This is a genomic window from Simiduia aestuariiviva, assembly GCF_014192475.1.
Lineage (GTDB): Bacteria > Pseudomonadota > Gammaproteobacteria > Pseudomonadales > Cellvibrionaceae > Simiduia > Simiduia aestuariiviva.
The window spans coordinates 938,199-951,864 of record NZ_JACHXZ010000001.1; the positions used below are offsets into that span (position 1 = coordinate 938,199).

A 13,666-nucleotide genomic window follows, 5' to 3' on the forward strand; every position below is an offset into this window, starting at 1 on the left:
GCGACATGAGTATTACGCTTGATTTTTCTGGAAAGAATGTGTTGGTCGTTGGCGGCACCAGTGGTATCAATCGCGGCGTGGCTGAGTTATTTGCTAAGCACGGCGCGCGCGTAGCCGTTGCCAGCCGATCGCAAGATAAAGTAGACGACACAGTGGCTGCGCTCAAAGCGCTCGGTAGCGATGCCATGGGCTTTGCGGCCGATGTGCGCCAGCCGGATGCAATAAAGGCCGGCGTGGCACAGGTACATGCCGCGTTCGGTGATTTTGACGTGGTGGTCTCTGGCGCGGCAGGTAACTTTCCCGCCACGGCCATGGGCATGTCGACCAATGCATTTAAAGCGGTAATCGATATCGACTTATTGGGCACCTTTCATGTGATGCAGGCGGTGTTTCCGCACCTGCGCAAACCCGGTGCCAGCGTCATCAACATTTCGGCGCCCCAGGCCTTTATTCCCATGGAAGCGCAAAGCCATGTGTGTGCGGCCAAGGCGGGCGTGGACATGATTACCCGCACGCTCTCACTGGAATGGGGGCCTAGCGGCGTGCGTATTAATTCCATCGTGCCCGGGCCCATTGATAAAACTGAAGGCATGGCGCGCCTTGCGCCCACGGATGAGATGCGCGCGGCCTGTGTGGAGTCGGTACCGCTCAAGCGCATGGGCAGTACGGAAGACATTGGCAATGCCTGTCTCTTTTTGGCCAGCGAGCTGGGCAGCTATGTGAGCGGTGTAGTGCTGCCGGTGGATGGCGGCTGGGCGCAAAATGGCGCGGGCAGCATGAGTGCATCGCTGGCGGCGTTCGCGCGCATGAGCGAGAAGTAAGCAAGGATTTTGATTGTCTGGCGGCTTTTTGCCGCCATTTTTTTGGCTGAAAAACGGTGCCGGCTCGGTGTTCATTATTTCGTTAAGGCCGTCGTATTAAGCCGCGCTTGAGTCGGGCACAATGCAAGTCAATGTGGCATCCCACACAATAACAATGAGGGGAGGGAGCTAGGATGAAATTTTCTGAATACTGCCAGTACGATGGCTTGGGTTTAGCGGAGCTGGTGCGCAAGGGTGAGGTGACCCCGACGCAATTGTTGCACACGGCGGCGCAGCGGTTGGAGGCGGTCAACCCGCAACTCAATGCCGTCATACACACGTTTTTAACGGCCGCTGAGGCCCGCGCGCGCAAACCGCTGCCCGCTGGGCCCTTTGCCGGGGTGCCTTTCATTTTGAAAGACCTGCTCGACGATTTGGCCGGTGAACCCACAAGCCTCGGCAGTGCTCAGGTGCGTTGGTTTCCCGAGCAAAATGCCGAGATCGTCAATCGCTACTTGAAGGCGGGGCTGGTGCCCTTCGCCAAATCAAATTTGCCCGAATTTGGCTTGATGATCACCACGGAATCCAAAGCCTTTGGCCCGGCGCACAATCCATGGAAGCTCGGTTACAGTACCGGCGGTTCCAGTGGTGGGTCCGCGGCGGCGGTGGCCGCGCGGGTGGTGCCCATGGCTTCGGCCAACGATGGCGGCGGGTCAATTCGCTTTCCCGCAGCCTGTTGTGGGGTGTTCGGTCTCAAACCTTCGCGCGGTCGCAACCCCACTGGCCCGCTCGATGCCGAAGGCTGGGATGGGGCCATCGCCGGGCACCCGATCACTTTGTCGGTGCGCGATAGCGCCGCCATGCTCGACAGCTTGGCGGGGCCAGAACTGGGCGCAGGCTTCGCGGTGCCTGCGCCAGCGCCAGCACAATCTTTTTTGACAACCCTAGACGCGCCGCTGAAACCCCTGCGCATCGGTTATTCGGACCGGCCCATGGTGCCGGCACAGGTGTCGCCAGAGGCCAAAGCGGCATTGGCAAACACCGTTAAATTGTTAAAAGACTTGGGCCATCACGTGGAAGAGGCCCACCCCGAAATCGACGCCGAGCAGATGTGGCAAGATTTTATGATTGTTATCAGCGGCCATACCGCCGCCAAAGTGAATCAAATTAAGGCCATTTGGGGGGCGAAGGTAGCAGGGAGTCTGGAGCCTGGTACTTTAAGTGCCGCCATGTTGGGTCGCTCGTTCACCAGTGCCGATGTGGCCCAAGCGAAAGAGGGGTGGCATCAGGTGCGCCATGCCATGGCCCGCTATTTGTCGCGCTACGACCTGCTGCTCACACCCACGTTGATTGGAGAGCCCGCCGCCCATGGCGTCATTCCACCTTCGGCTTTTGAATCCTTTCAAATGCGCCTTGGGCATCGCCTGCCCATGGGCAAACTGTTGATGAAGTCGGGCCTGCTATTTTCTTTGTCGGAACGGGTGTTGAGCCGCATGGCCTTTACCCTGATGGGCAATGTGACCGGCCTGCCCGCAATGTCTGTGCCCTTGCATTGGACCCCAAACGGGTTGCCACTCGGCTCACAGTTTGTGGGGCGCATGCTCGACGAAAGGCGCATGCTGCAATTGGCACGTCAGTTGGAAGTGGCACAGCCGTGGTTTGAGCGGCGCCCTCTGCTGTAACCTTTAGTCGCTGACTGTAAGCGTTAGCTGCGCGTGTATTGCAGCACTTTGCCTTTAAACGGTTGCGTTAAGTAAGGGGTGGCGTCGGGCGAATACTGGCTGTGGGTAAATCCCAATTGCACCATGCGCTTGCTAAATTTTGCGTGGTGCCCGCGGCCCGGATCGATGAGGATGACATCGCAGCGGGTATTGGCGTGTTGATTAATAAACGCGGCCAACATGGCGACATGCTCACTTTCGTACAGTAGATCGCTGCCTATGATTAAATCAAACAAGCCCAAGTCGCCCATGGGATCGGCCCAACCCGTGCGAATAAACGGAATGGGATTGCCTGCATTGATGCGAGTATTTTCCTGCAAAAAGGCCTCGGCCTCCGGGTGGTAGTCGGTGGCCGTGATATCGGCAAGGCGTGCGTTGAGCACATGGCTTGAGAGTGCCATTCCGCAGCCCACTTCAAGAATGCGCTTACCCTCAACTTGATGGGTTTGCATCAGGTTGGCCAGTACTTGGCCAGAGGGCCACAGGGTCCCAAAGATGGGCCAGGTGGCCGAGCTGATACCAAGGTCTTCAGCGACGCCTTCATCGTCTGAAAACTGTTGATTGTCGAACAGGGTGCGCATATGCACCAGAGACTCGCCCACGGCGAGGGTTTGATAACGAAATTTGGGCTTGGCCATGGCGGGGTTTCATGTTGATGATGCCAGCGCCAATGGGCGCAAGGCTAGCGGAACAGCTGGGCTCCAGCATACACTGAGAGCCCACTGAAGGCGACGCATTTTACGTTCGCATTTAACCGTGATTGAGGAGTGCGATGCTGATCATCACCAAGCTCCACAGCACCATGATGGCATTGGCTAGGAAGCCCAAAACCATGCCGGGCGCTCGTTTTTCGGGGGCGTGTTCGTAGCAGCGAGCGAACCATAGGCGGCCCACTAAAAATGCCACACCCGGCACCCACACCCAAAAGTTGTGCACGTAAATACTGAACGCGACGGTGGCGGGAATAAAGATAATCAATTGTTCGAGCGTGTTGATCTGCACACGGTAAATTCGCTCGAAGGTTTCATCCCCTGTGGTTTTTGGCGCCGAGACGCCGTACTTGCCTCTAGCCCAGCCGACACGGGCGGAGAAAATCATGTACTGAATCAGTGCGAGGAGAATGATCGCAATTGCCATTTCCATAGTGTTTCCTTGTGGGTTGTGAAGTTATTGTTGTTACAAGCGCTGTAGTAAATTTGCCAAACAACCTTGCCAGCCCTGTTGGTGTTTGTCACAGCTTGTTTGGTCTACAAATTCCGAATGGGTGAGCGTGAGCGAAGATTGCGTCGCCGAAAGCGATTGGAAAGCGACGGTCACCTCCGTGGTGTGATCGCTGCCCTCCCAGCACCAACTAAAGCGCAACAGGGCCTCGTCTACGACTTCGAGGTATGTACCGCCCACAATGTGTTGTTCGCCGTTATCCTCCTGCATCACTATTCGGTAGTGGCCTCCTGGCGTGACCTGCGCCTCTGCGCTTGGCACCGTCATAGTGCCGGGGGCAAACCAGCGCGCCAATTGTTCTGCCTGGGTCCACGCTCTGAACAGGGTGGCGACGGGCACCTCAAACGTTTCAGTGATTTCCAGTGTATGCATGGGTTAATCCTCAGGTTGATTTAGATCATCGGCTAATGCTTGCAGTCGATTGCGCCAGAAATTGCGGTAGATGCTAATCCAATCGAGAGCCCCGGTAAGTTGTTCGGGCACTAAGCTGAACCAATGGGTGCGACCTGCCACACGGCGGCGCAGTAAACCCGCGGTTTCCAGCACTTTGATGTGCTTGGACACAGCGGCCAATGACATATCAATTCCCTGCGCCAGATCACCCACGGACTGCTCACCTTGAGTCAGGCGCTGCACCAGCAGGCGCCTTGTGGGGTCGGCGAGGGCCATGAATACGCGGTCGAGTGGGTCGTTGCTGGGCACGGGTTCGCTCTTTATTTAACTAGTTGGTTGAATATCTCACCTGGGCGCCAGTTATTCAACCATTTGGTTTAATTACGTGCGATTGTGCGACCAAGGTCGCATGGTGTGAGGCGCCCATTTGCTCTAGCGTGGGTAGTGTTGAGGTATCAGTTACAGGGCCTTTGGGCTAACAATAATGAACACTGATGAGGCAACCTATGCAAATTAATAACTTCCTTAAGCGACTTTTAATCGGCTTCTCGCTCTTTGGCCCAGCCCTTGTGTGGGGCGCATGTGTCGACAATGTGGTGTTGGTGCACGGCAACACCGGCGATCCCAGTGATTGGTCGGCCACTTATGATGGTTTGTTGTCGCGCGGCTACAGCAGCAGTCAAATTTTTCGCCCTTCGTGGGGTTCCAAGTCTTGCGCCAGTTGCAACAACCATGCGGGTTCAGAAGAAACTCCTGTTCGCAACGCGATATCCACTGCTATAGGCCAAAGTTGTACGGGCAAAGTTGATGTTATCGGTCATTCCATGGGGGTGACGTTAGCTGCGCAGCAAATTATAAAGTTAGGTGTGCAAAATAAAGTGGATGCCTTTGTGGGTATTGCTGGTGCCTATCGGGGCTTATGGAATTGCGGCGTGTACCCCTATAACGTTTATAACAGCACCTGCGGTCGCGATGGTCTATCGGTGTCTAGTCCATTTTTAGATTGGCTTTATGGTCGAACCATTGCCAGCCGCGTGTATTCCATAAAAAGTTGGGTGGATCAAATCGTGTGCGGTTCGGGTACCTGCCGCGTGGGTGGTGTGCATTCAAGTCAAATTGCTGGCGAACGAGCGACTTATTCCTATAACTACGGCCATTTTGGATTGCAGCAATACACAGTGAGCCGTCAACTTGACCTGCTGTAGATGTGAATATTTTCCTCAAATTTCGGGCAGCCTTGGCTGCCCATTTTTTATTGCGGCATTAAAACGGCAGCAGTTTCTACAAGGCGAGGAAAAAGGTTTAAGATGACCCGTGAGATTTATTTATCGATGGGAAGGCTGTGGGCAGGTGCTTAATGAGTGTCAAATATCGATCTGTAAATCTTCGCTCTTAACGCAAACTACCCTCTACGGGTTTCGCCGCCTTTTGATGTCAACGGCGAGTTGCTTAAGCGCTAAATGCGCGAATACTTTACTGGCCCAACCCCAAAATAAAATTAACGGTAGCAAACCCGCGATGATGACCAGTGCACCGTCCGCCACCTGCAGTAAATCGGCCACATAGGGGCGCAACCAAGGCAGCGATTGCCCTCGAGCGAGATCCCACAGCAGTAACAGATACCAAATCGAGAGCGTCAAACTCGCCGTAAGAAAGAGTTGACGTTTTAATCTGACGGACACGACGTAATTCCCAGCGGGTAAGTAAAAGGCGTTTGCCGCCCTAAGTCGTGGGTATTATGGTCTGGACTGGCACCGGTATCCAGTGATTTGTCGCGCTGGTGGGCGCAATAATTTGGCGCTAAAGGCCCGGGACAGTGACCGCAACTTCATTTGAGGGGCCGCCCTCTAGTCCCGAGGCATCTACCGAGGTGATTACAAAATAGTGCCGTCCTTTTGCAAGTTCATCCATAGAAATTTGTTGGTCAATTATTACCTGAGTATTTACCTGTAGGTAGGGGCCCCCAGCGTTCTGGCTGTGATAAACCTGATACTGCTGAGCATCGGCACTGGGTGTCCACGTCAAGGTAATTTGAGTGGCGATTTGGCCGCCAATCATCACATTGGTAGGCGGTTTTGGTGCCGTGCGTTTGTCATCGGCCTGCATGAGCTTATTGGCCATGGCCATTACCGCTTGCATTTGGCGGCCATGGGTAAACGCATAGTCGGCATCGTCATAGCCCCACCAATCCCAGCAGCCATTGCCATTGCCTTCGTGCAAACTGGCCGTTGCCTGCGGGTAGAGCACAACTATTTTATTGGCGTCGGCCCATTCGTTATAGCCGGCATTGCGATAAAAAGTGTCACCGATACGATCGGCAGATTGCAGGCATCCGTGCAGCGCAATGTGCAGTTTACAGCGGGCGCCTTTAGCACATTGTGCGGGCACGTATGCGAAGCCCTGGCTCGCCAACCCGTGTGCGTTGGGATTGGCTGTAAATTCCGATTGGTCGAACGTTAAAAATTCACCCTGAAGGGCATTTTTTTCTACCGGTCTTTTTAAACGGTTGTAACTAAATTTGAGGAGTTCACCCGCCGCATCATAGCCGCAGTTATTGATGAAGTGATCATCGGGATTGGAAGACGCACCAAGATAATTACAGTCAAAACCAAAATCGTCGGTGGGCATGCTGTGCTCGCCGCCGATCGAGTTTACATACTGCACATTTTGGGTGGGCACAAAATGTTGGTAGTATCCTGCCAATACATCGGCAACAGATTGATGCACTACCGTGTCTCTGGGACTGGAAAATATCCACACTCTGTCCTGTGTCATTGCGCTAGTGGGTGCAATTTTATCCTGTTTAGCAAACTCCTCCGTCAACCATACCAAGCGATTTTTATCGGGCATATCGAGTGCTGTGGGCTTCATGCAGCGACGCAGGGCAAGTCCGATATTGTTTTCTGCGCAGTAAAAAGGCCCGCCGGCCAAAATGGCTACAGCCATGAATTTATCGGCATATGCGGTGTGCAACTGTTGAGCCATATAACCGCCGCTGGATATTCCAGAAAGCGTGGTTTTATTTTGGTCGATGTTGAGCGCGGGCAGCTGGGCGGCCACTGCGGGCAGGCTCAGCGTTGCAATGGCAGCGAGCAGATTAGCGAATTTTGGAGACATGACTGGTGCCCTTTTATAAGTCGTATGGGGCGCAAAGCGCTGTTCAAAAAACATACTGACAAACGGGCGTTGTGCATACTCGACCAAAGTATGAGGGTGCAATGTGCTTAATTGTGGGTTTCAAACGGCTAGATCTTGGATAGGCTGCGGGGGCAGGGCGATTAACCCCCGGTGGCATTCATAAAGCGTACGATCTGCGGTGTGTCGTCGTGTGTGAAGTGATGCTTCTCAGGCTTTAATTGCATGGCATTGACAATGGCCTGCTTGAGTATTTCACGATCACCGGGGTGCGCACGCAGTAGGTGCCGAAGGTCGGCGGCGTGATCATTGCCAAGGCACAGTAGCAATTTACCTTCAGCACTTACCCGAACACGATTACAGCTGGCGCAAAAGTTTTCCGAGTGGGGGGAAATAAAGCCGATGCGGCTGGTGGAGCCGGGCACTTGCCAGTAGCGCGATGGCCCGGCGCTTTCATTATCCAGCGGTTCGAGGGTGAACACCGTTTGTAGTTGGTCTCGCAATTCTGCGCTGGAACAAAATTCCAATGCGCGGCTGTGTTCAGTAATGGCGCCCAGTGGCATTTCTTCGATAAAGCTAATATCTAACTGATGCTCTAGCGCAAAGCGCACCAGCGTTGGCACTTCGTCGGCATTGCGATTTTTTAACACCACCGCATTCAGTTTGATGCGCTCAAAGCCCGCTGCACGCGCGGCGTGAATGCCGTCGAGCACTTGGTTCAGATCACCGGTGCGGGTGAGGGCTTTAAATTTATCGGCATCTAAAGTGTCTAAGCTAATATTGATTCGCTTAACGCCTGCGGCTTTAAGCGCGTTGGCGTGCTGTGCTAAGTGCGAGCCATTGGTGGTAAGCGTCAACTCCTGAAGCGGCAATTGCCCCAGGGTGCGAAACAGTTGCATGACATTGCGTCGAATCAGCGGTTCGCCGCCCGTTATCCGAATTTTCTTGACGCCCAGCTCTACGAAGGCCGCGCCCACTTCCGCCAATTCCTCCAGCGTCAGAACCTGTGCACGGGGCATAAAGGTCATGTCTTCGCTCATGCAATAGACGCAGCGAAAATCGCATCGATCGGTGACCGACAGGCGAATATAGTCAATGGTGCGATTGAAGCGGTCGATCAGCATTGGTGGAAAAACTCCATAGAGACTAGCAGCTTACCGTAAATGGACGCCGGCTGCCCAGTGACGGCCCCTCGCCGTGACTAGCTACCGACGCGCGGGGGCTGGGTATTGGGTCGCCATTCCCACCATTCATGTTGGCCTTCGCTGTGATCTTGCTGTGTGCGATGGATGTCCCAGGTCACTAGGAAGTCGGGGTTTTCTATGTCTACGCCGCCTTCAGGATTGCGATAGTGGCCTGCTGGGGCCTTGTACCAGGCGCGCTCATTAGGGGGCAGGATAAAATCCGCGGCGGCGGCTCTGCCATTGCTGTGCTGCAATTTAATGGTGATTCCCTTTTGTGCATCGCTTGCTACCACTTGTCCGCAGCATTGGTTTTGTTTCAGCAGCTGGCCGTCCACGTCAAAGTAGGACAGCCCAATGACACAGGTTTTTCCGATCAGTGATTGCAGATCCATAATGTGTTCCGGCCCCGCCCTGTGCGGGGCATTACTTTGATGGTCAGTGAGTGATAGGCACTACGCCCACTTGGGGCATATGGGCCAAACCAATATCGCGGGCGTGCTCTTCGAAACCCTTGTTCTTCCAGAAAAAGGCGCCTGGCATGGTGGTGGGAACCACCAGCACATAAAACAGGGCTCGGCTTACGATGGCGCTTGCCAGCAGCATAAGGCCGGCAAGCGCCCATGCCAGTAGCGCGTAAAGACCACTGATATTCCACACCGTTAGCGCGGTGAGCAGCGCCACGACTAAGGCCAAATTGGCCCCCAGTAAAACGTTGCGAGCCCAGAAGCTTTTGCCAAAGGTGGTGGTTTGGATGTAGTAGGACGCGCCGCCTTCGTGTTGGGCACGGCCCATGGCGCGGCTGTGCGCGATGTGCCCCATTGCTTCGATCAACAGCCCAAAGGCCATTGCGCTGCCGCAGGTGAGCAGGGCGTGGGTATAGTCTTGCTGGCTCAGAGCCAATGTGGGCACCATAACCGCGCCTACCACTAAGCCACCCAGCGACAGCATATTGCCAAAAAACGCGCTGGCCACTTGCCAGTGATTCCAAAAGGGCCGCGCCTCTATGCGATAACATTTGTTCATGTAGTACAGGCCGATCACACTGGCAGGAATGGCGAAGTAGCCAAAACCTTGCGCCCACGTGGCAGCGGTCGCAGGTGTGATCAGTTGATGCAGTTCACTGCCCAGTGCCCATTGGTAGATAAATTGAAGCAGGCTGTTATTGGGCAGACTACAAACAATGTGCAACCCTAACCCCGCCATAAATAGGGCAATGCCCAAGCCTTCTCTGCAGACGGGCGAATGGCGCAAATTATTAAAGCCGCGATAAAAACGGTGGGGCTTACCCAAATGCATGGTGGACATAAACAAGCCAAAGCCCACCAACAAAAAACATAACAGTGCCAGCGGTGCATAGAGCGCCGTGTCCCGGAAGGCAACGAATTCTGCAATACCCAGTTGCGCACCTAAAAAGCTCAGGCCAAAGGCCCCGATGGCGGCTTGCGAGCACAGGGTAAAGAGCACCAATGGGTTTTCACGTGAACTTAAACGCCCAAGGTTCCAGTGTTTGTCTTTGCCCTTTTTCTGGTCAACAGCGGGTCGATAGCGGCCATTTTCATCCTTGTGGTATTTCAGTGGCATAGAATCGGTGCGCTTCATTTCGTCGGGCAGTTGGTTGATCTGCTGGAAGCGAATATTGGGGTGAGTAATCTCCGGCGCCGGAAAACCGGGAATATCCGTGAGCGCTTGCTCGCGGTTTTCGGGCACATTCTCGATGACGCCAAAATCCAGCGCGTTGCCTACACAGGCGGAAACGCAGGCGGGTTTAAGATTTACTTCCAAGCGGTCCACACACATGTTGCACTTGGAAACTTGACCTTTTATGGGGTCGAGTTGGGGCGCATTGTAGGGGCACACCCAGGTGCAATAGCCACAGCCAAAGCAGGTTTCAGGGTCCTGCAGCACCGCACCGTATTCAACATGCTTGGTGTAGGCGCGGGTGGGACAACCTTTTAAACACACCGGGTTATCACAGTGATTACAGGCCATGGAAATGTTCATGCGCTTGTAGTCTGGGTAGCTGCCGCCTTCCACATAGCCTACAGAGCGGAATGCCAAATGTGCAGGGTTTTCATTTTTCTCGCTGCAAGCGGCCTCACAGGCGTGGCAACCAATGCAGTTGTCTGCTGTGAAGAAAAACCCGTGCTGTTTGTTGCGATTGGGGTTGGTGCCCACGGCCGGGTTTTCATTGATGTACAGCGAGCGGCCTACGGGCAGTTTGTGCTCGGTTAAATCAATGAGGTCGATTTTCTGGCCGTAGCGATTGGTGTCTTTTATTTCTTTGTCAGATAAAAACGCATAGGGTTGTTCCTCGGTGCGAATCTCCCAAATCATGGCGCCGTGACTGCCTGAGCGCTCTTCGCCTGTAGGCCCGGCACCCGGCGCATCCTGGTCTGGGATTTTCTCGAACTGGTTGTGTAACTCGTTGTTCGTTGTCATTAACCTGTCTCGCGTAATCAATCTAAAACGTTTTAAAACTGAAATTCTTGTTTGGCGCTTTTTCTGTGGTGCTTATCGTTGTGGGCTGCGTCTGTCGTGTTTCCCAGTATCTGAAAACGCCAATAACCTTCACTGCCCGGTTCAACGCGCATCAAAACTTCCGGCGTTCCAAATTCAGTTGCGCGGCTTCTTTCTGATCCACTTTTTCTACCCGCACGGCATTCTGTTTAAAAGCGGGTTGACGGGAATAAGGGTCGAGCAAGCCGAGTGTTAGTCGGTTTACACAGTCGTGAAAATGAAATGGAATAAATACCATGTTGCGGCCCACGCGGTGTGTGGTTTGCACCATCACCACGGCGTCGCCTCGACGGCTAACCAATCGCACATAGCACCCATGTTCAATCCCCAACTCCGCTGCGGCGTCTGGATTCATTTCCATGTAGGGGGTTGGGCTGAATTTATTGCAGTTGCCGATCTTGCCCGTGCGAGTGCGGGTGTGGAAATGTTCAACCACGCGACCAGAATTCAACCAGAAGGGGTAGTCTTTATCGGGGCATTCATTGTTGTTGACGAAGTCGACGCAAATTAGCTGTGCACGCCCGCTGTCTGTTTGAAATTTGCCATCAACGTAAAGCCGGCGCGCGCCTTTATAGTCCACCCGCAATTGGGTGTCGATGGCGATGACCTTGCCGATGCGCGCCTCATCGGCTGCTGCATCAGCTTCCGTGTAGGGCCATTGAATGCCCCGCGCGGCTTCGATTCGGTCCCACGTCATACCTGAAATATCCAGCGTGCGGCCCTCACCTTTTGAAAGCTCGCGCATTTCATTGAATGCCGCTTCTGCGGTTTGGGGGAAGGCGATGGGATTGCGATCTTGAAAGCGTTTGGACATCTCTTTGAAAATCCAAAAGTCGGGTTTGGAATCGGCAAAGGCGGGTAGCACATTGCGGGTCAAGTTTACCCGTCGCTCAGTATTGGTGTGGCAGCCCTCTTTTTCCGCCCACACCGCGGCGGGAAAATAGACGTGCGCATACTTGTTGGTCTCGACATCCTCGTACACATCCTGCACCACCAAAAATTCCAACTGCTCCATGGCTTTTCGAATGCGCGGTTGGTTGGGCATGGACGTCATAGGATTGGTGGCCACTAACCACAGACCTTTGATTTGACCGGATTCAATGGCGGGGAAAATATCGGTTTGAGCCAGGCCGCGGGCGGGCGGAAAAAACGCTTCATCGATGCCCCAAAAATTGGCGATGTGTTGGCGATCTTCAGACTTTTCCAAATAGCGATAACCCGGCAAGCCCGAGCAAGAGGACCATTCGCGGGTGCCCATGGCATTGCACTGGCCGGTGATCGAGAGGCTGGTGCCACCGGGTTTGCCAATGTTGCCGGTGATTAAATTCAAGTTGTTGATGTTGCACACTCCATCGGAGCCGTGGGTGGATTGGTTGATCCCCATGGTCCAAATGCTCATGGCAGTGCTGGCCTTTGCATAGACGCGTGCAACGTGGCGAATGCGATCTTCGTCGATGCCACAAATATGTTGCGCCTGCTTTGGGTCGTATTTGTCGAGAACCAGTTGCCTTAGATCGTCAATGCCCTGTGTGTGTTGGGCGATGTAGTGTTCGTCGGCCAGCCCTTCCTTGAAGATCACATGCATCATCGCGTTGATCAGTACCGTGTCCGTACCCGGTGTGATAGGCAGATGAATGTCGGCGAACTGCGCCAGCATGGTGACGCGCGGGTCCACCACAATCATGGGGAAATGCCGTTTTTCGCGCGCCTCTTTCAAGCGCCAGTAAATGATGGGGTGCTGTTCGGGTAGGTTGGAACCGAACGCCATAAGGCAACCGGTGTGCTCGAAATCGTCGTAACACCCAGGTGGGCCGTCTGAGCCGAATGAACGCTTATAGCCAGACACAGCTGATGCCATACAAAGTGTGGTGTTGCCGTCATAGTTGTTGGTGCCAATCTGACCTCGCACCAATTTACCCAGGGCGTAAAACTCTTCTGTGAGCAGTTGGCCAGTGGATACGATGGCGAAGCTGTCTGGTCCGTACTGGTCTTGAATGGCCTTTATCTGTTTGGCCGTTTTGTCCAGTGCGCTATTCCAGTCTGAGGCGGCGAAAGGCTGATGTGCGCGCTCACGCATTAACGGTTGCGTGCCGCGGCCGGGGGAATGAAACAGGTCGTGTTCAAGTATGCCTTTAATACACAGTTTTCCGCGATTGACATCGGCTCCCGCATGGCCGCGGCTGGTTATGACTCTGCCCTCAGCGCTGACCCCCAATTCAATCGAGCAACCGGTAGAGCAATAATTGCAGGTGGTGTATTTCCACTCCTTGACGGGTTTAGACGGAATGCTAATGGGTTTCCGTTTTCTGCGGCCATATATCATCTTGGTTTTTGTCCTACTAGTACGCGCAGTGTTGCGGCGCTACGGGTTAGCGTTTTACCTACATAGGGTTTTAGAGAGCAATAAGCGAACCAACTTTTCCAGTAACCAATATCGATGGTTGATTTGGTGGCCAACAAAGCGTTTGTCCCCCGTTTGTTCATCAATAATCTGAGCGCAAGCCGCGAGTAATGGCCTAGTTTGGCGCGCAATGCGCAATCATGTGCAATGTTGGTGCGCGCAAAAAAAATGCAGTGATCTCTGATGGTGCGCACTGCACATGCTCAGTGCACAAGCGATGGGTGGGGTGGGACTATTGTGGTGCGCTGGCACCACAAAGGAGCGCAATCAGGTCGAAGGCTGAACGAAATTTAC

General features: G+C 54.0%; 13 protein-coding genes. 3 read left to right on the forward strand and 10 right to left on the reverse strand.

Annotation, left to right across the window (positions count from 1 at the left end):
- Positions 1-5 precede the first annotated feature (5 nt).
- Both FHS30_RS04225 and FHS30_RS04230 read left to right on the forward strand, forming a co-directional pair.
- A complete protein-coding gene (locus tag FHS30_RS04225; protein WP_183908618.1) occupies positions 6-821 on the forward strand; it encodes an SDR family oxidoreductase in 816 nt (271 codons plus the stop codon).
- Positions 822-994: 173 nt separating this feature from the next.
- Positions 995-2,482 (forward strand): amidase, encoded by a 1,488-nt coding sequence (locus tag FHS30_RS04230; RefSeq protein ID WP_183908620.1) that lies wholly within the window; start codon positions 995-997, stop codon positions 2,480-2,482.
- A 23-nt stretch (positions 2,483-2,505) separates the two neighbouring features.
- Here the strand turns inward: FHS30_RS04230 and FHS30_RS04235 are convergent, their stop codons facing one another.
- The 4 genes from FHS30_RS04235 to FHS30_RS04250 all read right to left on the reverse strand — a co-directional run bounded on the left by FHS30_RS04235 (position 2,506) and on the right by FHS30_RS04250 (position 4,444).
- Positions 2,506-3,159 (reverse strand): class I SAM-dependent methyltransferase, encoded by a 654-nt coding sequence (locus FHS30_RS04235; RefSeq protein WP_183908622.1) that lies wholly within the window; start codon positions 3,157-3,159, stop codon positions 2,506-2,508.
- Positions 3,160-3,271: 112 nt separating this feature from the next.
- Positions 3,272-3,664: an MAPEG family protein gene (locus FHS30_RS04240; RefSeq protein WP_183908624.1), complete on the reverse strand. Its 393-nt coding sequence runs from the start codon at positions 3,662-3,664 to the stop codon at positions 3,272-3,274.
- Positions 3,665-3,697: 33 nt separating this feature from the next.
- The gene (locus FHS30_RS04245; RefSeq protein ID WP_183908626.1) at positions 3,698-4,114 is read right to left on the reverse strand and encodes an SRPBCC family protein; all 417 of its coding nucleotides are present in this window, start codon (positions 4,112-4,114) and stop codon (positions 3,698-3,700) included.
- Between the two features lie 3 nt (positions 4,115-4,117).
- Positions 4,118-4,444, reverse strand: coding sequence for an ArsR/SmtB family transcription factor (locus FHS30_RS04250; RefSeq protein WP_343048912.1), 327 nt, complete (start codon positions 4,442-4,444; stop codon positions 4,118-4,120).
- Positions 4,445-4,641: 197 nt separating this feature from the next.
- On the opposite strand from FHS30_RS04250, the gene FHS30_RS04255 reads away from it, so the two are divergent.
- Complete coding sequence (locus FHS30_RS04255; RefSeq protein ID WP_183908628.1) at positions 4,642-5,340, forward strand: alpha/beta fold hydrolase; 699 nt, start codon at positions 4,642-4,644, stop codon at positions 5,338-5,340.
- A 204-nt stretch (positions 5,341-5,544) separates the two neighbouring features.
- On the opposite strand, the gene FHS30_RS04260 is transcribed toward FHS30_RS04255, so the two are convergent.
- The 6 genes from FHS30_RS04260 to FHS30_RS04285 form a co-directional block, all read right to left on the reverse strand.
- Positions 5,545-5,817, reverse strand: coding sequence for a hypothetical protein (locus FHS30_RS04260; RefSeq protein WP_183908630.1), 273 nt, complete (start codon positions 5,815-5,817; stop codon positions 5,545-5,547).
- Positions 5,818-5,935: 118 nt separating this feature from the next.
- Complete coding sequence (locus FHS30_RS04265; protein ID WP_183908632.1) at positions 5,936-7,252, reverse strand: extracellular catalytic domain type 2 short-chain-length polyhydroxyalkanoate depolymerase; 1,317 nt, start codon at positions 7,250-7,252, stop codon at positions 5,936-5,938.
- A gap of 161 nt (positions 7,253-7,413) precedes the next feature.
- On the reverse strand, positions 7,414-8,394 hold the full coding sequence (moaA, locus tag FHS30_RS04270) for a GTP 3',8-cyclase MoaA (protein WP_183908634.1): 981 nt from the start codon (positions 8,392-8,394) through the stop codon (positions 7,414-7,416).
- A gap of 77 nt (positions 8,395-8,471) precedes the next feature.
- Complete coding sequence (locus FHS30_RS04275; protein WP_183908636.1) at positions 8,472-8,846, reverse strand: hypothetical protein; 375 nt, start codon at positions 8,844-8,846, stop codon at positions 8,472-8,474.
- Between the two features lie 43 nt (positions 8,847-8,889).
- Positions 8,890-10,893, reverse strand: coding sequence for a DmsC/YnfH family molybdoenzyme membrane anchor subunit (locus FHS30_RS04280; protein ID WP_183908638.1), 2,004 nt, complete (start codon positions 10,891-10,893; stop codon positions 8,890-8,892).
- Positions 10,894-11,044: 151 nt separating this feature from the next.
- Positions 11,045-13,294, reverse strand: coding sequence for a molybdopterin oxidoreductase family protein (locus FHS30_RS04285; RefSeq protein ID WP_183908641.1), 2,250 nt, complete (start codon positions 13,292-13,294; stop codon positions 11,045-11,047).
- Positions 13,295-13,666: the final 372 nt, after the last annotated feature.

Excerpts from the sequence above, each read along its gene's own strand:
- FHS30_RS04225 (WP_183908618.1), top strand. The coding sequence starts at position 6 with ATGAGTATTACGCTTGATTTTTCTGGAAAGAATGTGTTGGTCGTTGGC.
- FHS30_RS04230 (WP_183908620.1), top strand. The coding sequence starts at position 995 with ATGAAATTTTCTGAATACTGCCAGTACGATGGCTTGGGTTTAGCGGAG.
- FHS30_RS04235 (WP_183908622.1), bottom strand. The coding sequence starts at position 3,159 with ATGGCCAAGCCCAAATTTCGTTATCAAACCCTCGCCGTGGGCGAGTCT.
- FHS30_RS04240 (WP_183908624.1), bottom strand. The coding sequence starts at position 3,664 with ATGGAAATGGCAATTGCGATCATTCTCCTCGCACTGATTCAGTACATG.
- FHS30_RS04245 (WP_183908626.1), bottom strand. The coding sequence starts at position 4,114 with ATGCATACACTGGAAATCACTGAAACGTTTGAGGTGCCCGTCGCCACC.
- FHS30_RS04255 (WP_183908628.1), top strand. The coding sequence starts at position 4,642 with ATGCAAATTAATAACTTCCTTAAGCGACTTTTAATCGGCTTCTCGCTC.
- FHS30_RS04265 (WP_183908632.1), bottom strand. The coding sequence starts at position 7,252 with ATGTCTCCAAAATTCGCTAATCTGCTCGCTGCCATTGCAACGCTGAGC.
- moaA (WP_183908634.1), bottom strand. The coding sequence starts at position 8,394 with ATGCTGATCGACCGCTTCAATCGCACCATTGACTATATTCGCCTGTCG.
- FHS30_RS04275 (WP_183908636.1), bottom strand. The coding sequence starts at position 8,846 with ATGGATCTGCAATCACTGATCGGAAAAACCTGTGTCATTGGGCTGTCC.
- FHS30_RS04280 (WP_183908638.1), bottom strand. The coding sequence starts at position 10,893 with ATGACAACGAACAACGAGTTACACAACCAGTTCGAGAAAATCCCAGAC.
- FHS30_RS04285 (WP_183908641.1), bottom strand. The coding sequence starts at position 13,294 with ATGATATATGGCCGCAGAAAACGGAAACCCATTAGCATTCCGTCTAAA.